Origin of the sequence: Micromonospora sp. NPDC049230 (assembly GCF_040647875.1) — a bacterium.
GTDB lineage: Bacteria > Actinomycetota > Actinomycetes > Mycobacteriales > Micromonosporaceae > Micromonospora.
The window spans coordinates 1-23,259 of record NZ_JBEZCZ010000070.1 but is presented as its reverse complement, the minus strand read 5'-3'; the positions used below and the strand labels follow the sequence as shown (position 1 = coordinate 23,259).

At 71.7% G+C, this 23,259-nt stretch carries 25 protein-coding genes and 1 pseudogene; 5 read left to right on the top strand and 21 right to left on the bottom strand.

The genetic code is table 11. The annotated features are described in order from the left end of the window. Positions 1–1,634, bottom strand: a pseudogene (locus AB0A95_RS33465) (hypothetical protein); the annotation flags it as partial. 48 nt (positions 1,635–1,682) lie between these two features. Beyond that, positions 1,683–3,299: a hypothetical protein gene (locus AB0A95_RS33460; RefSeq protein WP_357559764.1), complete on the bottom strand. Its 1,617-nt coding sequence runs from the start codon at positions 3,297–3,299 to the stop codon at positions 1,683–1,685. 237 nt (positions 3,300–3,536) lie between these two features. Between AB0A95_RS33460 and AB0A95_RS33455 the strand changes: the two genes are divergently transcribed. Continuing rightward, positions 3,537–3,755, top strand: a complete 219-nt coding sequence (locus AB0A95_RS33455) for a helix-turn-helix domain-containing protein (protein WP_357559763.1) — start codon at positions 3,537–3,539, stop codon at positions 3,753–3,755. An 82-nt stretch (positions 3,756–3,837) separates the two neighbouring features. Here the strand turns inward: AB0A95_RS33455 and AB0A95_RS33450 are convergent, their stop codons facing one another. Both AB0A95_RS33450 and AB0A95_RS33445 read right to left on the bottom strand, forming a co-directional pair. Next, positions 3,838–4,095, bottom strand: a complete 258-nt coding sequence (locus AB0A95_RS33450; RefSeq protein WP_357559762.1) for a hypothetical protein — start codon at positions 4,093–4,095, stop codon at positions 3,838–3,840. A gap of 229 nt (positions 4,096–4,324) precedes the next feature. Beyond that, positions 4,325–4,882 (bottom strand): hypothetical protein, encoded by a 558-nt coding sequence (locus tag AB0A95_RS33445; protein ID WP_357559761.1) that lies wholly within the window; start codon positions 4,880–4,882, stop codon positions 4,325–4,327. A 359-nt stretch (positions 4,883–5,241) separates the two neighbouring features. On the opposite strand from AB0A95_RS33445, the gene AB0A95_RS33440 reads away from it, so the two are divergent. The 4 genes from AB0A95_RS33440 to AB0A95_RS33425 all read left to right on the top strand — a co-directional run bounded on the left by AB0A95_RS33440 (position 5,242) and on the right by AB0A95_RS33425 (position 10,029). Continuing rightward, on the top strand, positions 5,242–5,487 hold the full coding sequence (locus AB0A95_RS33440) for a hypothetical protein (RefSeq protein ID WP_357559760.1): 246 nt from the start codon (positions 5,242–5,244) through the stop codon (positions 5,485–5,487). A gap of 421 nt (positions 5,488–5,908) precedes the next feature. Further along, complete coding sequence (locus tag AB0A95_RS33435; RefSeq protein WP_357559759.1) at positions 5,909–8,881, top strand: hypothetical protein; 2,973 nt, start codon at positions 5,909–5,911, stop codon at positions 8,879–8,881. 130 nt (positions 8,882–9,011) lie between these two features. Then, positions 9,012–9,371: a hypothetical protein gene (locus AB0A95_RS33430; protein ID WP_357559758.1), complete on the top strand. Its 360-nt coding sequence runs from the start codon at positions 9,012–9,014 to the stop codon at positions 9,369–9,371. A gap of 52 nt (positions 9,372–9,423) precedes the next feature. Next, entirely contained in the window at positions 9,424–10,029 is a 606-nt protein-coding gene (locus tag AB0A95_RS33425) for a hypothetical protein (RefSeq protein WP_357559757.1), read from the top strand. A gap of 61 nt (positions 10,030–10,090) precedes the next feature. Here the strand turns inward: AB0A95_RS33425 and AB0A95_RS33420 are convergent, their stop codons facing one another. From AB0A95_RS33420 to AB0A95_RS33340, 17 genes are all read right to left on the bottom strand, one after another. After that, the gene (locus AB0A95_RS33420; protein WP_357559756.1) at positions 10,091–10,483 is read right to left on the bottom strand and encodes a hypothetical protein; all 393 of its coding nucleotides are present in this window, start codon (positions 10,481–10,483) and stop codon (positions 10,091–10,093) included. Next, positions 10,480–10,704, bottom strand: a complete 225-nt coding sequence (locus tag AB0A95_RS33415) for a hypothetical protein (RefSeq protein WP_357559755.1) — start codon at positions 10,702–10,704, stop codon at positions 10,480–10,482. Before AB0A95_RS33415 ends, AB0A95_RS33420 begins: the two co-directional genes overlap by 4 nt. A 93-nt stretch (positions 10,705–10,797) precedes the next feature. Beyond that, on the bottom strand, positions 10,798–11,628 hold the full coding sequence (locus tag AB0A95_RS33410; RefSeq protein ID WP_357559754.1) for a hypothetical protein: 831 nt from the start codon (positions 11,626–11,628) through the stop codon (positions 10,798–10,800). A 5-nt stretch (positions 11,629–11,633) separates the two neighbouring features. Next, positions 11,634–12,362 carry a hypothetical protein gene (locus AB0A95_RS33405; protein WP_357559753.1) on the bottom strand — a complete coding sequence of 243 codons (729 nt, stop codon included), beginning with the start codon at positions 12,360–12,362 and terminating at the stop codon, positions 11,634–11,636. Beyond that, positions 12,359–12,790 carry a hypothetical protein gene (locus AB0A95_RS33400; protein WP_357559752.1) on the bottom strand — a complete coding sequence of 144 codons (432 nt, stop codon included), beginning with the start codon at positions 12,788–12,790 and terminating at the stop codon, positions 12,359–12,361. The genes AB0A95_RS33405 and AB0A95_RS33400 overlap by 4 nt, the downstream gene beginning before the upstream one ends. Positions 12,791–12,792: 2 nt before the next feature. After that, positions 12,793–13,386 carry a hypothetical protein gene (locus AB0A95_RS33395; protein ID WP_357559751.1) on the bottom strand — a complete coding sequence of 198 codons (594 nt, stop codon included), beginning with the start codon at positions 13,384–13,386 and terminating at the stop codon, positions 12,793–12,795. 195 nt (positions 13,387–13,581) lie between these two features. Further along, positions 13,582–13,878: a hypothetical protein gene (locus tag AB0A95_RS33390; RefSeq protein WP_357559750.1), complete on the bottom strand. Its 297-nt coding sequence runs from the start codon at positions 13,876–13,878 to the stop codon at positions 13,582–13,584. A 78-nt stretch (positions 13,879–13,956) separates the two neighbouring features. Beyond that, positions 13,957–15,591: a 5'-3' exonuclease H3TH domain-containing protein gene (locus AB0A95_RS33385; protein WP_357559749.1), complete on the bottom strand. Its 1,635-nt coding sequence runs from the start codon at positions 15,589–15,591 to the stop codon at positions 13,957–13,959. Between the two features lie 155 nt (positions 15,592–15,746). Then, on the bottom strand, positions 15,747–15,878 hold the full coding sequence (locus AB0A95_RS33380; RefSeq protein WP_357559748.1) for a hypothetical protein: 132 nt from the start codon (positions 15,876–15,878) through the stop codon (positions 15,747–15,749). Positions 15,879–15,948: 70 nt separating this feature from the next. Further along, positions 15,949–17,037 (bottom strand): hypothetical protein, encoded by a 1,089-nt coding sequence (locus AB0A95_RS33375; RefSeq protein WP_357559747.1) that lies wholly within the window; start codon positions 17,035–17,037, stop codon positions 15,949–15,951. Positions 17,038–17,503: 466 nt separating this feature from the next. Beyond that, positions 17,504–17,821, bottom strand: a complete 318-nt coding sequence (locus AB0A95_RS33370; RefSeq protein WP_357559746.1) for a hypothetical protein — start codon at positions 17,819–17,821, stop codon at positions 17,504–17,506. Between the two features lie 307 nt (positions 17,822–18,128). Continuing rightward, complete coding sequence (locus AB0A95_RS33365; RefSeq protein WP_357559745.1) at positions 18,129–18,419, bottom strand: hypothetical protein; 291 nt, start codon at positions 18,417–18,419, stop codon at positions 18,129–18,131. A gap of 224 nt (positions 18,420–18,643) precedes the next feature. Continuing rightward, complete coding sequence (locus AB0A95_RS33360) at positions 18,644–19,957, bottom strand: hypothetical protein (RefSeq protein WP_357559744.1); 1,314 nt, start codon at positions 19,955–19,957, stop codon at positions 18,644–18,646. Beyond that, positions 19,954–21,168: a hypothetical protein gene (locus AB0A95_RS33355; protein WP_357559743.1), complete on the bottom strand. Its 1,215-nt coding sequence runs from the start codon at positions 21,166–21,168 to the stop codon at positions 19,954–19,956. The genes AB0A95_RS33360 and AB0A95_RS33355 overlap by 4 nt, the downstream gene beginning before the upstream one ends. Before the next feature lie 238 nt (positions 21,169–21,406). Further along, complete coding sequence (locus AB0A95_RS33350; protein WP_357559742.1) at positions 21,407–22,273, bottom strand: hypothetical protein; 867 nt, start codon at positions 22,271–22,273, stop codon at positions 21,407–21,409. A 190-nt stretch (positions 22,274–22,463) separates the two neighbouring features. Beyond that, on the bottom strand, positions 22,464–22,919 hold the full coding sequence (locus AB0A95_RS33345; protein ID WP_357559741.1) for a hypothetical protein: 456 nt from the start codon (positions 22,917–22,919) through the stop codon (positions 22,464–22,466). 23 nt (positions 22,920–22,942) lie between these two features. Further along, positions 22,943–23,173 (bottom strand): hypothetical protein, encoded by a 231-nt coding sequence (locus AB0A95_RS33340; protein ID WP_357559740.1) that lies wholly within the window; start codon positions 23,171–23,173, stop codon positions 22,943–22,945. Between the last annotated feature and the right edge of the window lie 86 nt (positions 23,174–23,259).

Genomic DNA, 23,259 nt, shown 5'->3' with positions numbered 1-23,259 from the left:
CCGGTGGTCGCGGCCGGGGGTTGGAACGGCCGGGTGAGATAGCCCGGTGGGGTGGGCGCCTTCACGGTTGCCCGCGGGTGCGGGCTGGGTCGGCGGCGGCGGTGCTCGTCCGCTTCGGCGAACGCCTCCGCCTCGACGGCGGCCGCCATCCGCTCGTCCGCGGACGGCGGGGCGGCGGCCGCGGTCGCGGCAGTCGCCTCGGCCAGGACGTCCGCGGCGCCCGGGGTGGTCGGGGTGGCCGGCTTGTTGAAGCGGCCGAACCGCTGGCCCAGGGCGCGGCTCAGGAGTGAGCCGAGCGCGGCCAGCACCGACGCCGCGGACATCTTCGCCTTGGCGCGCTGCCACATGCCCGGGCGGGCCGGGGCCGGGTTGACCTGGTTCAGGTACGCCATGACGGCAGACCGCTCCCCCGCCCAGGCGAGCATCCGGGTCCAGCGCATCCCCTGCCACGCGCGCCGAGCTGGGCGCCGTACGTACCGCTTCACCATGCGGCGACCCCACCGGCCCAGCTTCTTGCGGCGACGCAGTACGGCCTTCTCGTGGGCGTTGCGGCGGTCGGCGCGGCGGGTGTCTCGGCGCTGCAGCCGGTCGGCGCGGCGGGCGTCGCGGCGGTCCCAGCGGGCACGCTGGCGACGCTCGCGCAGCTCGGCCCGGGCGGTGTGACGCTGCTGGCGGCGACCCCACCGGGCGTCGCGGCGACGGTCGCTGCGGGCCCAGCGGCGGCCGCGGCGGGCGTCCTGGACCCCGGCGCGCCGGGCGACGCGGTCCTGAGCCCGGCGCATCTTGCCCTGGCGGATCGCCTGGCGCTTGGCCTGGCGGGCGGTGCGCGGGTAGGTGCCAGCGCCGTGGCGGCCGCCGGTGGTGCGGCCCGCCGCGGCGGCGCGGGCCTGGCGGCTGCGGAACAGGCCGCGGCCGCCACCCGCGCCGGCGCCGGCGGCACGGCGGGCGGCGAGCCCACCCGACCGGGCGCCGGCGGTCCGGCGGCCGCCGGTGGCAGCTCCACGTCCGCCCCCGGCGCCGGCTGCCCGGCGGCGGCCGGCGGCGAAGATGCCGCCCAGCCCGGACGGGCTGCGGCCGGTCTTGCTGGTCCGGCGGACTCCCCCGGTCATCCCACCCGCGGTCCGCAACCGGCTCGTCCGGCCGCGGGTGCCACCGTGCGCGGCCCGGCGGGCCAGGCGGGCGGTGCGGCGGACCGCGCGTTCGGCCCGGCGGGCCGGGTCGCGGTTGGCGCGGGCGATGCCGACGCCGACGCCGGTGGCGCCAGCGGCCGCGGCGCCGGCGGTGAGCACGATGGGCCAGCCGACGACGGACGCGGCCGCGGACATCACGATGAGACCGGCCATGGCGTACGCGGTTCGGCGACGTCGGCGACGGGCGCGGCGGGTGTTGTCGACGGCCATGGTGGCTGCCGAGTCGACCTCAGCTTTGGTTGGTTTTCGGCTGCGGCCTGTTGCTGTCTCCTGGGTGGTGGTGCTGTCTCCGTCGGTCTCCTGGTCGGTCTCCGGATCTGTCTCCAGCGCGAGCGGGTTGAGACCGATGTGCTCCCGGCCGCTGTAGTTCGGGGAGGCCGGGTCGCGGGTGGAGTGCACGTGCTCGGTCGGGTCGAGGACGTCGGCGTAGGGCGGTTGCGTCACGGTCTCTTCCCCTCTCCTGGTCGGTCTCTGGTGTCTCGGTGGTCTGTCTCAGGCGTGCGCGGGGGCGGGCTGGGCGACTCCGATGTACGCCTCGGCTGCCTCGTGGTTGGTGCGCAGGTCGAGCAGCGTGGTCCGGATGTCGGCGCAGAGCTGCTGCCCGGTGATGCCTGCGGCGGCCTTGATCCGCCGGTACGTGAGCGCCTCGGGGTGCCGGCCCGGCAGGGCGATGGTGAGGTACCAGTCGCTGTGCGCGCCCATCACCTTGGCCAGGTGAGGCACCAAGGACGGCTCGATCGGGGGCAGCGGCGGCGGGGCCGGGACCTCGTCGGCCTGGTCGACCTCGTCGGCCTGGTCGACCTCGTCGGCCTGGTCGCCGTCGGTGGTCACCTCGTCGGTCTCGGGTGCTGTCTCGGCGGCCTCCGGGACACGCGGCGCCGGCGGGGCCGGGGGCACGATGCGCTCCGGAGCGGGCGGCGGGGTGGTGGCTGTCGACACGACCGGCAGTTCCTGGGTGACCTCGGTCAGGGTCGGGGTCGGGTCGGTCTCCGGGGCTGTCTCGGCGGTCTCCGGGGCGACCTGGGCCGGCGAGACCGTGGCGATGGCGCGCTCCGGAGCGAGGGACCGGGCGCACCGGATGCGCTGCAGCCGGACGCCGTCGGGCACGACCGGGAGCGCCGGGGCGGGATCGGTCTCCGGTGCTGTCTCCACGGTCTCCGGCTTGGGAGACACCGTCAGCGCGGCGACAACGTCAGCGGTCTGGACGGCCGGCTTGCGGCGGAACCAGCCGCGCGAGCGGTGGGCGGTGATGCCGGCGGCGATGCGCGTCGGGGTCAGCTCGGCGGCGATGAGACCGGTCAACGCCGGGTAGTCGGCGCCCTTGACGAGCTGCTCGGCGACCTGAGACAGGTCGAACGTGTTGACGGCGATCTTGGCCATGGTCGGGTCGACGCCGACAGCGATGCGCCGGGTGAGGGCGCTGCTGATCGCGGCGGTACTCTTCTCCGCCTTGACCTCGGCGGCTGCGGCCGCGAGGGATGCGCCCCGGCCGAGCAGGGCGGTTTTCGGCTTGTCGGGGCCGCCCTGCTCCCTGCTGGTGATCCGTTCGACCAGGCGAATCTCGGAGTTGATGACGGCCAGGGCGCGGGCGCGGCGAGTCAGCCAGGGGTGGCGCAACCACTGGTAGAGCCCGTACGCGGGCGGGGCGTCGGCAAGCTTGCCCTTCTTGCGGAGAGCATCGCGGCGCTTGGCCCCGGATTCGAGCAGGTACACGAGGTACGCGGCGCCGGAGAACCCGGCGAAGAAGTAGCCCGGGCCGGTCAGCTCCCCGGCTTTGTTGACGTGGCCGAACAGGTTGACGCAGACACCGCCAGCGGCGAACGCGGCGGACAGCGCCCGGGCGGCCAGGGCGCGCTCGCCGAGCTGGCGGCGCCGGTCGGCGAAGATGGACAGCGCCACGCCACCCAGCTCGTACAGGGCGACGGCCCCGAACGCTGCCACCAGCCACCAGCCCAGCCAGTGCTGCGCGGCCAGGGCCGAGCCGACTAGGGCGACGCCCAGGACGGCGACGTAGAACGCGAGCAGCGCTCGGCCGGAGATCACGTCCGCGACGGCACGGCGGGCGACCGCGGCGGCGTCTGCGACGGTGGCGGTAGTCATCTGTCTCATGCCTCCAGTGGGAGCGTGGTGCTGGTGAGACAGGTCCGGGAGCTGTCTGTCTCTTGTCTCCTTGATCTGTCTCGGCGGCCAGTGTGACAGACCGATGTGAGATTTGCGAGATTTAACGCGCGGGCGAGTCGGATTGGCTCTCTTGTGGTCGACTGGGATGATCCGGCGCGAGGTTTGCGAGATCCACGAGGGACAGGGGCGCGGGGCGTGAGCAGTGAGGGCCAGGGACGGCCGACCATGTCGATCTCAGAGGCGGCTGCCACGGTCGGGGTGAGCGTTGAGACAGTGCGCCGGTGGATCGACAAGGCCGATAAGGATGGCGAGCCGGTGGCCGCACGGGAGCGCGACGAACACGGGCGGGCGATCCCGGGGACCTGGCGGAAGCCGTACCGGGACGCAGTGGAGGCCTGGGCGCAGCGGCGCGAGGGTGGGGGGTCCGGCGCCGCCACCGGTTGATGTCTCGGCTGTCTCGCCTGCCGGAGACAGCAGCGGGCCCCGCTCTCCCCGGAGGGCGGGGCCCGGTCCGTTTGCGTCGGGGTCAGCCGAAGAACTCGACCGCCTCCATGGCGTCGATGAGGCGGCGGAGCTGGTCGTACGTGTTCAGTTCCTCGCCGGGGGCGTCTTCGGTGTCGAGGGTGGAGACCGTGAGTCGCTCGAGCGTCTCGGGGAGCACCGCGGTGATCGTCGCGTCGCCGGCGCTCTCGATGGCCAGGACCGAGTACCCCTGCCACCGGTGGGCGGTCGGGTCGACGGTGCTGCCCACGGGTGCCGGCTGGATCTGCGGGGTGCTGGTCATTTCGGTGATCTCCTCGTCTCGGGGGTGGCTGTCCGGGCCGCCCTACAACCCATACGTTACACGACGCAAAAATAGACCGCAACACCTCCTGTTGGTCAACTCCTGGGAGCGACTGATTCCCATCTGTCTCCACGTCGCCACCAGGTAAGTCTCTGCTGTCTCACCTCGCCGCAGACAGCAGCGGGCCCCCTCCCTTGGCGGAGGCGGGGCCCGGACTCACTGGTGGCCGTTACCGGTACGCGGGCTCGACCCGCAGGTGGTGGCGGTCCTCGCCACCGATCTCAATCGCTGCCGCCCGCTCGGCCGGGCCGGTACGGGGCGCGAACGGCTCGGGCTCCAACTGCACGCGGTCCTGCGCGAACAGTTCGCGCAGCGCCGCGTCTACCTCCGCGCGGGGCAGGTCGCTGAGGCGGGCACGGACGTCAACCAGGCTGACGTACGAGTCGACTCTGTCGGCGAGGTGGGCGTAAGCGTCGCGGATCCGCTCAACGGTGCTGCTCTCGGGATCCCAGGAGATCAGGTGCTTGGCCTGGTTGCCGTACTGGATCGCGTACTCGCGCTCGATGGGCCGCAGCACCTTCTGGTTGGACTCGGGGATCAGGTTGAAGCGCTGGTCGGTGGCCTTGAGGTGCCTGATCCCGGCGTGGATCTCCTCCCGGGTCAGGTCGACCCGGTCCGCGATGTCGGAGATGAATATCCACTCGCCCTGGCCGTGCTGGGTGGTGTAGGTGCCGTACGCCCGGCGGATCTCGACGGCGGCCTTCTTGGGGGTCATCTCTCGCGTCATTGTCGGCTCCCTGGTCTCGGGGGTGGCTGTCCGGGCCGCCCAACAACCCATACGTTACACGACGCAAAAATAGACCGCAACACCCTCCGCGAGATCACTTCGCGATGGTGTCGGAGTGTCGGAGTGTCGGTGTCTGTCGGGACGTTGTCGGTGCCTAAACAGGGTGACCAGGGGGCTCTGAGCGCGTTTCGGGGGCGCGTTGTCGGGGTGTCGGGTCCGACACCCCGACAGACAGACAGCAGCTCAGAGTAGGCGACGTCACGGACACGCCGGGGGGGTGTTGTTTGATTTTTTTCCGTCGTGTAACGTCTCTGGTGTTGGACGGGCCGGACACCCGCCCCCGAGACGAGGAGACCCTCATGCACGACGGACTACTCACCGCCGAATCCGCCCCGACCGGCGTACAGCTCTGGCCCACTGGACTCCCGCAGCAGGGGCGCAACTTCACCCTCACCCAGGTCGCCTGCGTCCTGGGCGACGGCGGCTGGTACGTCCGCTGGACGTACCAGAACGACAGCACCCGCGACTTCTCGCTCGGTGAGCGTGTCGCGGTCAGGGTGCCGGACCAGGAGCTGCTCGCCGACTCGGACGTTGAATGGATCTAGCTCCGGACCGCTTCACGGTGCCCGTCGACCCGCCCCGGGTCGGCGGGCACCGTCGCCTCTGGAGACCGACCGGGAGACAGGAGACCGACGCGGGGTCGGTGCGGTCTCCGCCCGGGGCGATCGGTCTCCCGGCGCTCCGGCAGCACCCCGTCCGGCAGGGAGGTCGCGGCTGCCCGGGCATCGGTCGGCCCGGGCAGGCCACGCTCCGGCTGCTCCCGGGAGACAGCTCCCCGAGACAGCAGCCGGCCTGTCTCGGGGAGCTGTCTCAGATTGGTCCCTATGGAGACAGACCGGGAGACAGGATCGGTTACACGTCCTAGAAATATCACGCCACGTCATGTTGCTTGATTTTTGCGCGGCGTGTAACGTGATGGGTGTTGGGCGGGCCGGACACCCACCCCCGAGACCGAGGAGACAGCAGATGAGCGACGACAGCGAATACGCGACCACGGTGGTCACCTACCCGGAGCACAGTGCCCCCGAGGTTGTCGAGACCGTCCAGATCGAGGGCAAGCCGGTCCAGATCGTCCGGTACGCCACCCTGACGGAGCGCCCCTCCACCATCGACGGCGAGCCGGTGTTCGGTCGGGCCACCGAGTTCGCCGCGATTCCCGCTGGCACCAAGCTCCGCCCCCTGTCGATCGCCGCCTACAAGAACAACGGGAAGTACCACAAGGCCGGCGACGTGACCATCGGCCAGGCGATCGCAGGCCCGACGGACTGGGGCACCGAGTACGCCCGGTGCGCCACGGTCAAGGCGGCGATCAAGGGGGCCCGGGACCGCGTCGAGCGTGACCGGCTGTACGCCCAGTACAGCCCGATCGCGGCGAAGCACATCGCCAGCCACACCCGCGAGCAGTTCGAGACTCTGGACGCCAACGCCGCGATCGAGCCCGGCGACCTGGTCGTGGTGTACTCCCACAAGCGCTTCCGTACCGGCGTGGCCACCAAGGTCACCCCGACCCGGGTCGAGTGCCTCGCGGGCACCCCGACCGGCGGCGTCAACGGCGCCACCCGGAAGAAGGGCGACGAGGTGCGACTGCTGCGCAAGACCACCCCGACCGCGCCGGTCACCCCGGCCGTCGAGGAGGGCACCCCGGTCGCCGAGGACGTCGCCACCGACCGGGCCCGGACCGCTGACCACTTCGCGGACGGCATCGGCGCCGCGGCCTCGCAGGCATCCACCGATCCGCGCACCCCGCGTGGCCGCTGGGCGGTCGGGCTGCCCCCGGCGACCACACCGGAGATCGAGCAGGGCCTGGTCGACGCGGCCGCTGACTTCCGGGCCGAGCGTGACGAGCGCGCCGCGGCCGCCGCCCGCGAGGTCGAGCAGATGCGCAGCGAGCTGCTGCACGCTGATGTTCAGGTGAGCGGTCTTCGCGGTCTGAGTGACGACCAGGTCCGGGCGGTATACGCCTCTCGGACCACGAACCGGGTCACGGATGTCGGCGGTCGGACGTTCGGGCCGGGCGCGTTGGTCGAGTGCGTCGGCCCGGCCACCGCGGTGTTGACCGGTTGGCGCGGTCACGCCGTCGCGGTCGGCAACTACGCAGAGGGCGACGGGCAGTGGGTCGAGCTGGACTTCGTTGGCCGGGAGGGCGGCCAGGTTCGGTCGGCTGACCGGGTCCGCGTGATCAACGACTACGACGACCAGGGCGCGCCGGTGCCGGCCGACGCGCCCGCCCAGGGTGAGGCGCTCGCCGAGCCCACCCCGGCCGCGGCGGTGCCGGCCGCCGCGGACGGGTCGGCGGGGTACCTGCTGGCCGAGCCGACCTCGGACGCGCTCCGGCTGCTCGCCCAGGTCGCCGCGGCGCCGGCGGGCACCACTGCGGTGTTCGACGGCGCCGGCGACGTCGCCTACGTCCAGGCGGACGACGAGGGTGGCCCCGGCAACGGTGAGGCACCGCTGGAGCTGGACGAGGTCGAGCAGCGGCGGGCCGACGTCGGGCGGATGTTCGCCGAGGGGCAGGGGATGCCGGACGCCGTCGCGGGGTGCACCCTGTACCGGATGGTCCGGGCCCGGGTCGGCGCACGGCTGCTCCAGATCCATGACGCCGGCGGCAAGCTGCTCGGCACGGTGGAAGAGGTGCGGGTGCCATTCCAGGCCGCCGGGTGGCGGGCGCAGCTCGAGGATGGTGCGGTGTTGCCGGCCCGCCCGGGTGGGCTGTTCGCCTCGTTCGCCGACGGGGTCGCTGCGGTCCGGACCGCAGCGAGCAACCAGGACGACGACCAGGACGCCGCTGCGGCGGCCCAGGGTGAGGGGGAGCCGATGACTACCCGCAAGCCCACACCCGCCGAAGCTTCCGCCCTGCGACGGGCCGCCGCCGGTAACATGCGGGGGTACATCGACGGGCCCATGGATGTGCGCAACCGTATCCGTGATGCGGGTTGGTCGGACTCGACCACGGGGGTCATCAACGACGCGGGTCTCAAGGTCGCTGCGGAGAACCCCTACCGGCCGTCCTCCAAGGCGCTGGCCGCTCTGCGGGCCGCAGCCGCCGATCCGCGCGGGTGGTTCCCGGACGAGTGCCACCCGCGCCTGATCGGCGACCTGATCCGCGAGGGCATGGCGCGGCGGGCGTATCCCACGGAGATCCCCGAGATCGCCCCGCTTGGGCACGAGCTTCTCACGCAGATCGACGGGCACGGCGGCGCCCAGGCCGTCGATCTGCAAAGCGTCGCGGAGATGACGCCGGTCGACGAGCGGCGGCTGCCGACGTACGAGCTGGCCTACGAGGACCACCTGCTCGCCGAGGGGGCCGGCACGCCACGGCAGGACGCGGCCGCCGAGCTGTACCGGCTGATACTGCAGGGCCGGTCCGCCGCCCTGGTGATCAAGCAGGAGATGCCGCTGCGGCAGTACGCCACGCTCGAGGAGATGGAAGCCGCGCTGACCAGGCCGGGTGCGGCGGACACGCTGCGGGCGATCGCCGACCACGTCGAGCGGGACCAGGCGGGACACGTCACCGAGATCGAGGTCGACGGGGCCGGGCAATTCCAGTGGCGGTGCGTCCAGGGTGACGCGGAGGGCAGCGGGTACGACATCGGCGAAGAGGCGTACCAGGCGGCGGTCGGTCACGGGCCTATGGTCGCCAGCAGCCGGTTCACACGTACGCCGACGATCGAGCACAGCGGGCGGGGCAACAACGAGCACGGGGTGCCGCGGCGGTCGTTGGCCGGGTCGCTGGAGTGGGAGCCGTACGACGGCGGGGAGTGGCGTCTGGTCGGGCGTGGGTCCACCTCGGAGATTCCCGAGCACGACGTCGCCGGCGCGCATGCCTGGGCGGCCGGGTTGTTGGGGGAGGACGACTACGACCGGCGGGCGGTGCGGGTGGTGCGGTGGGAGCACCACTGCGACGTGGACGGGGAGTGGTGGGAGCCGGTTACCGGCTGACCACCGGCGATGTTCCCTCGACGCGCTGCCGGGTGCGTCGAGGGAACATGTTGTTGCGGTCTATTTTTTCGTCGTGTAACGTCTGGGTTGGCGGGCTGGACACCCGCCAACCGAGACGAGGGAGAACACGATGGAAACCGCGACCGCGACCGGCGAGGTCACCGCAGCCGGCATCATCCGCACCATGCACCGGGTCTACTCGGCGCTGCCCGGGAACGTCCGCTTCGATCTGTTCCCGGCGGTCTACGGCACGACGTACGCCCAGCTCGGCATGCAGCGCAACACCCCGGAGGGCATCCACACGGCCACCCCGATCGCTGAGGGCGCGCTGACGCTGCTGCTGCGCGCCGCCGGGGTCGCGGACGACGGCACCGACCGGACCCCCGCGTGCATGGCCACCATCGGGCAGGCCTGCGAGATCATGGCCGTCGCGGCCGACGAGACGCTGCTGCTGGCCCACCTGGTCGGCGTGGTCCCCACCAACCACTGAACCCCGCGCACCCAACAACCCCGCCGACAACGAGACCTGGAGGACCACCCCCATGGAAAGCATCGACGCGACCCCCCTGGCTGCCCTCGGCCGCTACATCGGCGAGTTCCGGGCACTGTCCCGTCAGCTCAACACCAGCGTGATCGGGGGCCGGTGGTGGAAGCTGCGCGTTGACGCCGCCGCGGCGGCCGCGTGGGCGAACCTGGGCTACCTGCCCGAGGAAGCCGCGCCGCTGATCGCCGACGGGATCACCCCGGAGACGGTCCTCGACGCGGAGACGTCGGCGGGCCGCCCGACGGCTGCTGCGGTGATCCGGGCCATGTACGCGACCAACCGGGTACGGCCGACCATGGCCCGTTTCGCGCTGATCGAGCAGGTGCACCTGGCGGCCGCCCGGCTGCTCGGCCTGGAGCACGACACCAGCGACGAGACGTTCGACAGGATCTCGCCGGTGGGGGAGCGGGTGGTTGACCTGATGTACCTGGCGGTCGGGATCACCAACACTGGCGCGGACGGCACCCCGGAGAGCATGGCCACCGTCGGACGTGCACGCGACATCATGGCCCGGCTGGTCGACGTCTCCGACGTCCAGGTTGTTGGCCCGGTGGACGAGCGGCAGGCCGCGGGGCTGGTCGAGACCATCCCCGACGTCGACTGACCCGGCAACGACGAAACGGCCCCCCGCACGCTGACCGCGTGCGGGGGGCCGTTCGTATTGGTCAGGCGGGGAAGTGGAGCACCGGTACGTCGTCGCCGTAGCGGGCGCCTTCGCTGGTGAGCACGGGGGCGTCGTAGGTCAGGGCGACTACCGCGGCGGCGGCCAGGTCGGCGCGGCCGGTGACCCGGCGCCAGTACGTCAGGTCGACCAGGTCTTCGGGCAGCTCGGCGAGCAGGGCGCACCGCTGGAGTGCGAGCAGCCGGTGGAGCATCGCCAGGTCCTTACCGGAGACCAGAACGAGTGCCTCGCACGCGGCCAGGACGGGCACACCAAACCGGCCATCCTCGACAACCTCGTGGATGGTCTCGCCGACGTGCACGGATCCGGCTACGTACGCGCGGAGGGCGGACAGGTCCAGGACCACCCGTACCGGCGGGCCGTCCAGGACGGTCACGCAGCGGGGTGACGCGCGGCGTCGCCCGGCGGCACTTCGTTGAGCATCGTGGCGCGTACTCGCCGGCGGACGACGCGGTTGCGTTCGCGCGGGTGGGCGGTGGCCACGTCCAGGCGGCGGCGGCGGGCGCCGGCGGCGCCGGCGGCGGTCACGGTGATACCGGCGGCGGCCAGCTCGGCGCGGGCGGCGGCCGCTGGTGTGCGGGTCGCGTGGTCACTCATGCAGGTCAGGGTACGCCGACCAGGGCCGGAACACGATGAAACGGCCCCGCACGCGCGAGGCGTGCGGGGCCGGTGGGTGCTGGCGCCGGGTGTTCAGGCGTGCCGGTCCGGATTGCCCGGTCCCTGCTCGTGCTGCGGCCTGGCGGCGGCCTGGCGGATCCGCTCGAGCAGGGCGATCGCTTTGTCGGTCAGGGTGCCGTTCGTCCGGCACTCCGCCCCGTACTCGATGACGAGCTGCATGACGTCGTCGGCGGCGGCCGCGGGGCTGGTGTTCCACCGGCCGACGGTGGGGAGCTGCTCGGCGGCGGACTGGGCGCGGGCTGCGGCGACCGGGTGCGGTTGTCCGGCCGTGGCGAAGTCCTCGCCGGTCGTGGTGGTCGCGGCTACCAGGTCGCCCAGACCGTCGGCGGCGCGGAGCAGCCCCACCGCGACCGCGTCCTCGTCGGCCGCAGCCGCGTCGGCGCGAAGCTGGTCCGCGTATCCCTTGATGTGAGCAACGGGGACCTGGTCGCCGGCGGCCGCGGCGACCAGGTGTGTCGATCCGACCGTGGTGAGGTCTTCGTCGGCGGTCTCGCCGACGAGGACGGACAGCACGGCGCGGGCCATGTCCCGCGTCCCGGCGTTGTAGCCCTTCCCGTGTTCCGACAGCCCTGGCCCGCGGTAGAGGGGCGGTGGCTCGTTCTGGTACGAGCCACAGAGCCTGCGGGCGGCGGCGTTCCGCTCACCGTCGGCGCTGGCGGCGGCGCCCATAACGGCGTCCAGAGTGGTCACTGCGAGGGCGCCGGCGAGCTGGGCGGGCGACTGTTCCTGCACCAGGGTCATGGCGAGTTGCTCGTACGCCCGGGTGATGTCGCGGGCCTCGGCCAGTAGTGCCTGGCCGAGGCGGCGAGCACCCCGGGCGAGCGCCTCTGCGTCGTGGTTCATCGTGGTCACGGTGTCTCCCGGTGGTCGGTCTCCGCTACGGCGGCCAGGTCGGCGCACGACGCGGTGCCGGGCGGAGACCCGGCGGGTGGGTTGGCGCACGGGGCGCCGCCGGTGGGGGCGCCGCAGACGGGGCACTCGTCCCTGCTGGCCGCGTCCGGCTCGTTGTCGGCGGCCGTGAGCGCGGCCTGCAGGTACCCGGGTCCGCCGTACGGCTGGCAGAACGGGAAGTGGATGCGGGTGCACTTCGGGCAGCAGGGGTAGCGGCCGTTCAGGTTGGGCAGTTCGATGCCCAGGTGTCCGGCATGCCAGAGTGCCAGGGCGTACGCGGCGTCGAGGGAGTCGACGGCGGGCGCGTTGCCGTCGCGATAGCAGTCCCAGCACAGGGTGGTGCAGTGGATCCCCGCCGCGGTGGTGACCACCTCCTTCTGCAGAATCACGTCCGGTGTGCGTTCGGAGGCGCCGCAGCCGGTGCACTGCTCGCCGGTCGGGCACCCGTCGGTGCGGTCGACCAGGGCGGACAGGTCGATCAGGTTGCGCGGCGGGTCGGCCGGGCCGGGCGCGGTCAGTCCGAGCCGTAGCCGGATCTCGGCCTCGACCGTGACGGCGTGTGCGCGGAGCCGTCCTGCGGTCATGGGGCTGCCGCACTCGCCCTCGCCGGGGGCGGCCGCGAGCAGGTCGGCGTACCGGTGGATCAGGGTGAGCAGCTCGGCCGGGTCGCCGGCGGGGGCGGTCATCGTGGCCACCGGCGGGCGACGGCTGCGGCGGCCTCGTCGGTCTGGCGCCAGCGCAGCAGCTCGGCGAACACCTGGGCCCAGTCCGGGCTGGTCTCCCGCGGCGCGACGGTGGGCGTTTCCTTCCACTTGTGCAGCGCGCTGAAACCGAGTCCGTGCTCGTTGTAGAGCAGCACCTGCTGGATGCACTCGCCGCACGGGTTGGGGTCGGTGTTGATGTGCATCTGGACGTGGCGGCTACGCGCCTCGATCAGGATCCGGTTCCAGTCGACCTCGCGGATCAGCTCGTCGTAGAGCTGGTCAGCGGAGTCGACGGCGCGGTCCCACTCGGTGCGGGGGATGGTCACGGGCTCACCGGCCAGCCCGTCCCAGACGTGGATGCCGACGACGCTCTGGACCAGGTGGCGAACGACGTTCCTGCGTACCGGCACCGTCAGCCCTTTCTGGTGTTCAGCAGGCCGCACGCGGCGAGCGCGGCGACCACGGCGTCGGCTACGGCGTCCGGTACCTCGTCTCCGAGGTCGTTGGCGTGCCAGCCGTCGTGCTCGTTGCGGTGCACGGCGCCCTCGGCCGCGGCGCGGGCGATGGTCTGCGCCCGGTCGGCGTCGGCGAGTAGGCGGTTGATCGAGACGGCCTGGATTCGGTCCAGCTCGGACGCGAACCGGACGAGGTGCTCGGTCAGCTCTTCGACCAGGCGGCCACCGTACGCGCCGTCGCCATCCATGATCTGGTCGCCCTTGGCGGTGTACTCGGCGGCGATGCGGCGGATGTCCTCGGCGACGGCGCCGGGCAGGCGGGGGATGTTGGTCGGTGCGGTGGGCCTGCGGTCGGTCGGGTCGAACGCGACCCTGCGCCAGGTGATGTCGCCGGCGAACAGGCGGACCTCTCCGCCCTGGTCCACGACGAAGTCGCGGCCGTTGGACCACCTCAGCCACTTCTGCTCGTCGTGGGTCATGTCGATCGACGGGGGCCGGTCGGTGGGGTACGCCTCGCGGCGGTAGATGTGGTCGGGTGTGCGGCTGGTCATGGGGCTCCCCTGAGCGATGTCGACGGGTGGGCGTAGCAACGCCGGATGCCGCCTCATTTGGCAGGCACCCGGCGCGCTTCTTGTGGTGTCGTGGGCTGCTGCGACAGCACCACCCACACCACAGACGCTACTCCTTTACCGCGTAATCACGCAACGACGCGCGGCTTGATTTTTTACCGTCGTGTCGCACAGGGGTTAACGGAGCAGGCCCTCCCGGAATGCGATCCTGGTGACCAGCCCGCGGGTGTCGGCGACGCCCAGGACGTAGCCGATGACCTCCTCGTCCAGCAGCACCCGCTCCCGCTCGGCGGTGGAACCGTCGCCAGGGCGCACGATCGTGTACGTGACGCCGGGGTACTCGTAGCCGAGCCGGTCGACGTGGCCGGGCAGGTTCTCGCTCTCGTATGTCCACCAGCCGAGCTGCTCGCCCAGCCGTAGCAGGGTCCGGCGTTTGCTCTGGGCACGGCTGGACGGGTCGACAGGCAGGTCCACCGCACGACTCCTCGACGTCGGTCTATAGACGCCGGTCCGGCGCCCGGCCGCATCGTAGGCCGGGCGCCGGACATGGATCTACAAAGGGCGGGCCGGTTCGCCCGAGTGATACGGCGCCGGGGTCGGCGGGACGTCCTCGTCGCACCAGGTGCCGGTCGCGTACAGCCGGGCCGGCTTCCCGCACTCGGGGACCATGCAGGTGTACGGGTAGACGACGCAGGCGTGGGAGCGGCGGCGGTTCTCCGGCCGCCGGGGTGTCTCCCGGACCGGGATCCGTCGGACCGCCCACACGTCGTCGACGAGGACGGCCACCAGGTCGCCGAGTGGGTGATCATGCTCGACCAGGATGGTTTCACCGGTGAGCGACGGACGGCGTTCACCGTCGACCTGGGCGAGGGGCAGCGCCGCAGCGCATTCCTTGCCACACCCGGGGCAGACCGGCGGCGGGTCGGCGCGCACCAGGGGCGGCGCCGGCTGGTCGTGCGTCGGGTCTTCCTCGATCGTCGGGGTGGGGATGGCGGTGGCGCCCAGCTCGGCGAGCACGTCGGGGATGGTGCCCAGGTGGTCACGCCGGGCCGGCGCCGGCGGGGGCGGGCACAGCGCCAGGGTGAGTCGGTCGACCAGCTTCGGCAGGTGCCGTTCGCGGAGCACGGTGGCGACCGTGTCCGTGGTGGTCGCGGGTCGGCAGGCGTGCACGTCGATCGGGATGTCGCGGCGCATCGTCATCAGCGACCAGTTGCGCTCGAGCGCGGCCGCGGCGGCCTCGGTGGTCAACTTCGCCGCCAGGGCCGGGCCGACCGCGGCGACCAGGGCGGCCCGGTTCTCGCGCGCTGCGGCGACGCTGCCGAGCGCACCGAGCAGCTTGGCTGCGAATTTCTCCCCGTATCCCTGGACGCCGGGCAGGTTGTCGGACTTGTCGCCGACCAGTGCCGCGTAGTCGAGGTATTGGTCGGGGCGAACACCCTTCTGCTCGAGCAGCGCGGCGGGCGTCATCCGGACGGCGTTGTCGAGGCTGTCCATCAGCCGCAGCACGGTCGTCTGGCCGCTGATCAACCCGAAGCTGTCCCGATCACTGGTGGCGATGACGCACTGCCAGCCGGCGGCCTCGGCCGCCGCGGAAGCGGACGCGAGCACGTCGTCGGCCTCGAGCCCTTCCGGGGTGACAACCTGGACACCGAGCTGCCGCAGTACCTCGGTGATCTCGTCCATCTGCGAGTACAGGTCCGGCGCTTTCTCGGCCCGCCCGGCCTTGTAGTCCGGGTAGATGTCGCGGCGTACGGAGCTGCCGCTCGGATCATCGAACCCGATGACCAAGGCGTCGGGTTCGGTCTTGTCGATGATGAGGGCCAGCAGCGTCAGGAAGCCGTGCACGGCCCAGATCGGGCGCCCGTCGGGGGTCGCCATCCGCGACGGCTGGTAGCCGTAGTACGCGCGGTGGGCCAGGGAGTTGCCGTCCACGGCGAGGAGGGTGCCCGTGGTGGGGACCACCTGCAGCGGCGCCGGCGGGGGAGTGGTCGGCTGCGGCGGGGTGTTCTTGCCGCGTCGGGCCCGGAACCTGTCCGCGTCGGGGCAGGTGACGTAGTGGCTCGTCCACCGGAGCACGTCCGGGGGCGGCACCTCTCCAGGGTCGAGTACCCGGATCCGCCAGTCGCCCTGCGCGACCATCTTGCGCACCAGATTCCCGCCGGGGTCGGGGGCGTAGTCCACGGGCATGCGCCGACCGTCCAGGGTCATGGCCCACCGGATCTTCGCCCGGCACTTGTCGCTTCTGCACGCGTCGGTGTCCCGGGGTAGGCCGGGCGCCTTCGCGGCCTTGTCGCGCCGACGTTCGTTGATTTCATCCCACGGCACAGCGCGGGCGGGCCTGTTCACCGGCTCGCCGTCCGGTCGGCGCGATAGCCGACAGCGAGCGCGATCAGGTCGATCGGGATGCGGCGGAACGCCCCGTCGAGGGTGATCACGCCGGTGGCCACGGGGCGACCCGGGTTGGTCTGGTCCATCGTGGTGCCTCTCGTCTCGGTGAGTGCGAACGCCGGTGTGGGTGTCCAGGCCACGCCGGCGGGCGGGCGGTTACGTGGTGGTCGTCTTGGTCGGGGTCGGCCGACGTACCGACTGGCGGGGCACGACGTGCCGGCGGCTACGGGCGGCCCGGGCCGCCGCAGCGCGGGCGGCGGTGCGTCCGTCGGTGGGCGGGGCGTCCCCGAGATCACCCTCTGCGGCGGCCTGAGCGGCTTCCTGGGGCTCGAGCGATCCGTCCTGGGGGTCCAGGCCACCGGAGGCGTCTGCGGTGATCTCAGCGGCCTCGTCAGCCTGCCCTTGATCACCCGCAGCCGACACCTCGGAACCTTCATCGACGCTGGTCGCACGCTGGTCGTTATCGCGTGCGCGCGGTCGTGAGTTGCGGTCTACAGCTTGAGGTGGTTGCCGGTCCTGGTCTGAGCTTGACTCACGGGATTCGGTCCCAGGACCCGACGAAGGAGGGGCCTGGGGTCGCGGGGGGTGTGGGGGGCGGGGGAGTCCCCCACGCTCCTGGTTTCCTGCCTTCTTTCTCCTCTTGGGTTCCTCTTGCTCTCCTTGGTTGCTCTTCTGGTTCTTTAGATGGCCACTTACCGACTGTCGGCCAGCCGAGCCCCGGTCTGCCGAACCCCGGTCCACCGAGTCCCGGTCCACCGAGTCCCGGAAACCGCCATCCGGTCCGACCTGCGAAAACAGGTCATCGCCGCTGGTCTCGCGCCCCTTCGCGGCCTTCGCTTCGGCATAGGCAGCGGCAAGGTCGACGGCGTACTGCCGGACCGGCTCCAGGGAGGCGGGGTCAGCGGAGACGAACGTGCGGGTCTTCCACCGACCGCGGCTGTTCTGGGCGCGGAACCGCACGAGGAAGCCGGCCCGCTCGAGGTCTGAGACGGCCTTGCGGATGCGGTCCTCTCCCTCGTCCCACTCTTTGGCCAGCTCGGTCGCGTTGGGGATCTTCCAGCCGGTCTTGTTGGACAGGTAGATCGTCAGCAGGCCGAGAGCGAGCATCTGCCGGAGCCGGTGCGGGCCCGTTCGGTGCGAGGACCTCGGGACGCGGGTGTACCCCTCCGGGGTGACGTTGACGAACTCGTCGTCGGAGTCCAGGCCGAAACCAGGTGGCGGCTTGGGGAGATCGGGTGGTGCCATGTTCTGCGCCTTATCTGCCAACCCCGATGGGCGTGCGACACGTTCAGAGGCAGCAAAGGATCACGTCGCGGGCCGGTACCGCGTCCGCTATGCTGTCTCGTGCCGCGCGCAACCGGTGTGGCGTGGTAGAGGAAAACGGTTGGGAGCGCTGCAAACCTCTTAAACCGGGGGGGCATCCCAAGTGCCCTGCCACCTCCTATCCCCCACACCATCAGGGGCATCGCCCTGGTTGAGCGTTAGCGAACGGCCCGCTTCGGCGGGCCGTTCGTCTTTCCGGGCCCAGCCTGCGGTCGATGGGTCAGAGCCTAGGACAGCCACCGCTGCGCACAGCAGGTATGGACTGCGCGTGTCCCCGCGCCATCCGTCCGCTGTGATCGTCATCGGTGCGGGGTGTCCTTCCTGGTCGGTCCCTTGATCGGCCACAGTACGCGACGGAAAAAAAAGAGCGCAACAACCTGGTGCGTCATTATGGGTCGTCGGATAGGTCGGCTGGCACGCACCGACCCCGGACGTGCTCCTCCTGCCACCGAATCTTGAACTCGAGCTGCCGACGCAACTCGACCTCGAGACCGGTGTGCCGGGCACGCTCGACGGCGAACGCCTGCTCGTACGCCTCGCACCGCGCATCAGCGATCGCCTGAACCCGCTGAACTTCGAGCGCAGCCAGCTCGGCCGCCCGGGCCTCGATCCACCCCGTCAGGTTCGCCGTCGCCGCACGCAGATCGGCCGCCAACGCCTCCGGCGGCCGGCTGGACAGGTCACCCACCCCGCTCGCCGACGTCATCCCGTGATCCTCGGCGGCCGCGGACCCACGCCAGCCGGCGGCCCGTACCGACGACGCCGGCGAGCTGCCCGGTTGCGGCGATAGAAGTCGGCGCGCTGCGCGTCGGTCCACGGTGTCCACGTCCGCGTCAGCGCCTTCGCCGGCGGCGGGTGCGCCCCGGGGTCCTCACCCTCTTTGTGCACCGCAAATCGGTGCGCCTTCCAGCCCCAGTCGCCGGCCTGGATATGAATCGGCGGCACGCAGTCCAGGCAGTTACGCGTCCACGCACCAGCCGAAGCGTCGACCGACGCCGGCGCCGCGCGCCGGATCACGGCTCCAGCTCCCTCACGTCCTGGGCGTGACCCTCGACCACCTGCAGCGCCAGGTCGGCCACCAGCAGCGCCCAGAACTCCGGCGACGCGTCGATCACCCGCCGGAGATCCCGGGACAGCATGGCGGTCACCGACGGGCGGCCGTCTGCCTGGTCGGCGGCAGCCTCGGTGTGCAGCCTGGCGCCCGCGACCACCCGGTCGACCACCTGGTCCATCTCGGCCGCTATCCGGGTCAACCTGCTGATCTCGTCCGCCTCGAGCGCGTCCGCGAACGGGTGCCCGGTCACTGCTGCCCTGCCTCGGGTAGCTGCGGCTCGGGAGTCCGGGCGCGCTCATCGTCAGGCAGGGCGCACCATCGCAGATACTCGCGGAACCACTCCAACGTCTGTTCATCCCCCGCTGTCAGCCGGCCGTGAGCGGCCGGGTCGTTACCGCACAGCATCGGAACACCCCTCGAAAAGGTGACGCCGGGCCCGGAATGTTGTTCCCGGCCCGGCGTCATGATCGGTGGTCAGGCAGTGATGGACTCGGCGACAGCCGCGGCGGCGGCCGCGGCGGCCGGCAGTGTCTTCTTCGGTCGCCGGCGGTCGGCTTCCCGGTCGGCGACGCGCGGTCGGCGTACCGCGGTGTTCTTGGTGACCTTCTTCTCGACCTGTCCGACTTCCTCGATCGGAGGGCGGACGTCGTCGGGCAGCTCGAACAGGTCACGCAACCGCTCGTACGCCGCCTTATAGGCGTAGGAGGTCGACCAGTCGTCGTACAGCTCAACCCCACCGTCGGGGGCGCCCTGGTCGTACTCCTTCGGCGGGATCCCCTGCAGCAGCGACTTGGCCAGCTTCTCCAGCTTCTCCAACTCGAGGCGCTTGGCGGACAGCCGCAGCACCTCCCGGGCGGCCCACGCGATCGACGGATCGTCGGGGACCTCGCCGAGCGCGACCAGCGATTCGGGGGAGCGGCCCAGCTTCGCCGCGCGTGCGGTCTGCCAGCAGTGCTCCAGGGCCGGGCACCACTGGCACCGCCAGTCCGACGGGCCCAGCCCGTCACGCGGCGGCACGATACCGGCCTCGATCATCGTGGCGGCCTCGAGCAGCGCGTCCAGGGCGGCCAACGACAGCGCCGGGTCGTACTTCTCTCGGAAGGGCTCCTCGTCGCCGGTGTCCCGGTTGATCGTGATGATCTCCACCTCGCGCACCGGGTAGCCGGCCATGTCGAGCGCGTACGCGTTGATCCGGACCTGCGCCCAGTTGTCGACGGTTGGCCCACCCGCGCCGACGACGCCCCACTTGGCCTGTCCGGCGGATTTCCAGTCACCGACCCGGCCGAGGACCCCGTCGTACTCGTCGGTCCGACAGTCGCGGTCCAGGCCGGGCACCGAGCAGGTCAGCTCGTAGCGGCGCCACGGGTACTTCAGTGACCTGGCGTCCGCTCCGGCCTTGTGGATGATCGTGCCCAGCGCCGCGCGCCGGGAGTCGATCACCCGCGGCACGTAGTCCGCGGGCGGCCGGTCCCGGTACCACAACTGGCGGCGGCATTTCCCGGCGTCGCTGGCGCTCGGGCCCTTCCGCCCGGACGAGACGTGCTCGCCGTCCAGGTGCTCAACGATGTCGTCCATCACCGGGCGGGCCTCGGCGTCCGTGGCCGCCAGGGCGAGCGCGTACGCCGGCGGCACCTGGTGGTCGTGGTCGTCGCCGTGCACCAGCGGCGGCTCGCCGCACACCGCGCACGGCACCAGCTCCGGATCGACCGGGCCGTCCTCGAGCAGCGCCGCGGCGAGCATCATCTCGCCGGTCATCCCGTCGGGCAGGGCGAACACGGGGGCGCTCACGCCGCCACCCCAACACTCTCGCGCTCGACGGCGACCTGGTCGCCGGCGACCGTCCAGGGCTCGGCCACACCGAACAAGTCCTGCACCGACCCGATCACCGGCGCGGCCGCGTACGCGGTGGCGAGCTGGTGCCGTCCGGTGGCGCGCAGCCGGTCGATCACGTACGACCGGAACCGCTGCACGTACTCGGTCATGTCCCGGACGGACGCGTTCTCGAACGCCTGCCCGCCGCGGGCGGCCGACCACCGGCGGGTCATCGCGTCCGCGCTCATGCCGAGCAGCTCCGCCTGGGCTCGCAGCTCGGCGAGCAACCGGGCCCGGACCTCCGACTCGGTCCACTTCTTCCCGACCGGGCCGGTGGTGGCCGCGCGGGTGACCGTGATGCTCTCGCGGACAGCGGCACCGGTCTCGCGGACCGTCGCACCGACGTCGGCACCGTCGACCGTGCGGCCAGCCTGCTCGACCTGGGCGGCCTGGTACGCGGTGCGGCGCTGCTCGGCGACCTCACCGAGGTCGTGGTTGCGGACCTCGACGGCTGCGCGCGCCAGCTCGGCGGCCTCGTACCAGCCGCCGAACCGCGGGAACTGCAGCCGCAGGGACGCCGCCCGGGCCACCTTGCTCATCAGCATCGTGGCCTTGCCGCCCTCGACGCCGGCGCGCCAGGACAGCTTCGGCACCTTCCCCTTCCCGGTCGGGATCTTGAAGCGGGTGCCGTCGGGCATCTTGACGACCTGGGTGTCCTCGACCATCGGCACGTACTCGTGGTAGAGCACTGGGGCGGTCTGCGGTACGCGGTCGCGCCGGTGCACGGTGGCCTCAGCCGCGTACGGCACCTGGTCGCGGTGCGGCCACCGCAGCCACCCCTTGTCGTTCTCGTCGAAGAACACCACCCGGTCGATGCCCGCGAAACCCTGAGTCTCCTCGGCGGAGCGCAGCCACCCGGCGATGCCGATGTGCCGCACGTACCCGTCCGGGTAGCGCAGCAGGAACGCCTCTCCGGACCACGGGTCGAAACGGCGCGAGTGGCACTCGTTGAGGAACGCGATCACGTACGCGGGGGACCAGTCCGCGCGGATGCCCAGCGGCGCCAGGTAGGTCATCTGCTCGTCGTTGAGGGTTTTCTGCCCCAGCTTGAAAGTCAGCGCGCTGCCGGCGATCGGCGTCGGGATTTCGATCTTCTTGGTGGCCGGGTCGAACTGCGGCCGAGCCATCACGGCCTGCTCGAGGCTCGGCGCTGGCACGCCGTCGCTGGTCCGTTCGGGGGATGGGTTGGTAGGCTCTTGGCTCACGTCGTGTTCGCTTTCTCTCGACTTCACGGTCCGGGGAGGGTGGGCTCTACGTCTCGGAAAAGGCGACGGGGGACAAGCCCGACGCCAAACGACCGGCCCCTGCACCGACGCACTACGGGTTCGTCCAGACCCAAGTCGGAGCGTGGGGGCCGGTCGTCGTCTACCCGGACTTTCCCGCGGTCTCGGTCGCTGCCTCGGCGGCCGCGATGTACCCGGCGAGCTGACGCCTGGTCAGCCCGGTCTCCGCGGCCAGCGCCGTACGTGCCCGGTCGGAGGCGCCGCGCTCGCTGTACCCGGCGGCACGCTGCTCGGCGACCAGCTCGGCCAGGCGGTCGCGCAGCGCCACGCCGTCGACCTCGGCCGGCGCCGCGGCGCCCTTCCCGGTCTGCGCCGCGACCATGTCCCTGCCCGTGGCGATCCGCCGGGCGAGCTGCGTGCGGGAGATGTCGTGCCTCTTCGACAGCTCGGAGCGGGCGTCCCGGTCGTTGAGCGGGTTGCTCTTGCGCTGGGTGAGCTTGAGGTACTCCCGGTAGATGGACACCGCGGTGTCACGCAGCGGGGCGTTCTCCCAACGCCGGCGCGGCCCGTTGTCCTGGGCACCCGGGGCCCGGCCGGTCGGCTTGTGCGGGATCATCACGCCCTCGCGGGTCATCACGCCCATCGCCCCCATCAGGGCCTTGCGGGCGCGTCCGGCCTTCCACCGCGGCGAGTAGTCCTCGACGTACTCGTCGGGCGCAATGAACGTCTTGTCGTCCGGAGCGCGGCCGGTCCGCTCGGCTTTTCCGATGTTGTGCACCCACTTGCGGATCCGGACCACCGTGCGGCCGGTCTCGGCGGAAAGCCTCTTGTACCCCCACAGCTCCTCGTCGCTGATGAGGGCCTGGTACAGCTCCTCACCGGTCAGGTGGGAGATGTCGACGCGTTCGCCACCGCGGAGGATCGTGCGCGGCGGCTGCTCGACCTGCAGCTTCTGACCGCGCGCACGGGGGGGGCCCGTGGGCGGGTTGGTGGCCGATTCGGCAGCCATGTCGGGTTCTCCTCGAAGCGTGGTGGGTAGGACTACACCTCACCCTATCTGGCTCTGGAGGAACCACGCAACGTGATGCATCGACTATTTTCGCGTCGTGTCACACCTGCCGTAGCGGGACTACTACAAGCAGGGGGTGAATCCGACCAGTAAAGATTTACCGGTCGGATTCACCCCCTGCCTTTGCAGGTCAGACGTCGGTCGGACGCTCCCTCGTCGACTCGATCCACAGCTCGACGGCCCGCGCCCGTTCGTCGTCGCGCATCGCGTGCAAGCGGGTGTCACCGGCGTACGTCGCGAGCACCGCACCACCGTCGGGGTACGACTCGGCCGCCCAGCGCAGGAACGCCGTCAGCAGCCCCCGAGCCAGCGCGTCACGGTCCAGCAACTCGGTGATCTGCTGGTTGACCTCCCGGACCTGATCGCGGGCTTCGGTCAGGCAGGCGGGGCAGTCGACCAGCTCGGACACGAGCCGGACCTGCCGGGTCTCGCCGGCGCCATCCAGCCCCGCGTAGTCCGCCGGACAGGCTGTCGCCCAACGGGTGCCACCCAGCAGGACGACCAGGTGCACGGCCGAGACACCGGGCCCGGAGTCCACCCGGCCCGCGCTGCGCAACAGATCCGCCGTCCGCACCATCTCAGCCATCGCCCCCGCCACCCCCAAGCCCATCACTCGTCACCATCCAGAACCTCGTACAGCTCCCCGAACACCTCAGCGAGCACCTCTGGGGGAAGCGCCTCGGCGACGTCGGGGTTGCGCCAAATCTCGGTCAGGGACTCCTCGTCGCGGTACCACCGGCGCCCATCGGCGTCGATGACCTCGACCACGCCCGGCCCGGGCGGGCCATCCAGCAGCCGGAGAGTCTCGCCCGGCTCGAGGTCAGGAAACGTCGTCGTCATGAGCCTCGTCCGTCCCCGTGTGCGGCGACCGGAGCCGACGCCACGCCAACTTGGCCACCAGCAGCACCGCCAACGCGACCAGGAGG

Bases quoted from the DNA above. Each gene is read 5' to 3' on its own strand.
- AB0A95_RS33460 (WP_357559764.1), bottom strand. From the start codon at position 3,299: ATGAGACAGATGACTACCGCCACCGTCGCAGACGCCGCCGCGGTCGCC.
- AB0A95_RS33455 (WP_357559763.1), top strand. From the start codon at position 3,537: ATGTCGATCTCAGAGGCGGCTGCCACGGTCGGGGTGAGCGTTGAGACA.
- AB0A95_RS33450 (WP_357559762.1), bottom strand. From the start codon at position 4,095: ATGACCAGCACCCCGCAGATCCAGCCGGCACCCGTGGGCAGCACCGTC.
- AB0A95_RS33445 (WP_357559761.1), bottom strand. From the start codon at position 4,882: ATGACGCGAGAGATGACCCCCAAGAAGGCCGCCGTCGAGATCCGCCGG.
- AB0A95_RS33440 (WP_357559760.1), top strand. From the start codon at position 5,242: ATGCACGACGGACTACTCACCGCCGAATCCGCCCCGACCGGCGTACAG.
- AB0A95_RS33435 (WP_357559759.1), top strand. From the start codon at position 5,909: ATGAGCGACGACAGCGAATACGCGACCACGGTGGTCACCTACCCGGAG.
- AB0A95_RS33430 (WP_357559758.1), top strand. From the start codon at position 9,012: ATGGAAACCGCGACCGCGACCGGCGAGGTCACCGCAGCCGGCATCATC.
- AB0A95_RS33425 (WP_357559757.1), top strand. From the start codon at position 9,424: ATGGAAAGCATCGACGCGACCCCCCTGGCTGCCCTCGGCCGCTACATC.
- AB0A95_RS33415 (WP_357559755.1), bottom strand. From the start codon at position 10,704: ATGAGTGACCACGCGACCCGCACACCAGCGGCCGCCGCCCGCGCCGAG.
- AB0A95_RS33410 (WP_357559754.1), bottom strand. From the start codon at position 11,628: ATGAACCACGACGCAGAGGCGCTCGCCCGGGGTGCTCGCCGCCTCGGC.
- AB0A95_RS33405 (WP_357559753.1), bottom strand. From the start codon at position 12,362: ATGACCGCCCCCGCCGGCGACCCGGCCGAGCTGCTCACCCTGATCCAC.
- AB0A95_RS33395 (WP_357559751.1), bottom strand. From the start codon at position 13,386: ATGACCAGCCGCACACCCGACCACATCTACCGCCGCGAGGCGTACCCC.
- AB0A95_RS33385 (WP_357559749.1), bottom strand. From the start codon at position 15,591: ATGCCCGTGGACTACGCCCCCGACCCCGGCGGGAATCTGGTGCGCAAG.
- AB0A95_RS33380 (WP_357559748.1), bottom strand. From the start codon at position 15,878: ATGGACCAGACCAACCCGGGTCGCCCCGTGGCCACCGGCGTGATCACC.
- AB0A95_RS33375 (WP_357559747.1), bottom strand. From the start codon at position 17,037: ATGGCACCACCCGATCTCCCCAAGCCGCCACCTGGTTTCGGCCTGGAC.
- AB0A95_RS33370 (WP_357559746.1), bottom strand. From the start codon at position 17,821: ATGACGTCGGCGAGCGGGGTGGGTGACCTGTCCAGCCGGCCGCCGGAG.
- AB0A95_RS33355 (WP_357559743.1), bottom strand. From the start codon at position 21,168: ATGGCTCGGCCGCAGTTCGACCCGGCCACCAAGAAGATCGAAATCCCG.
- AB0A95_RS33350 (WP_357559742.1), bottom strand. From the start codon at position 22,273: ATGGCTGCCGAATCGGCCACCAACCCGCCCACGGGCCCCCCCCGTGCG.
- AB0A95_RS33345 (WP_357559741.1), bottom strand. From the start codon at position 22,919: ATGGCTGAGATGGTGCGGACGGCGGATCTGTTGCGCAGCGCGGGCCGG.
- AB0A95_RS33340 (WP_357559740.1), bottom strand. From the start codon at position 23,173: ATGACGACGACGTTTCCTGACCTCGAGCCGGGCGAGACTCTCCGGCTG.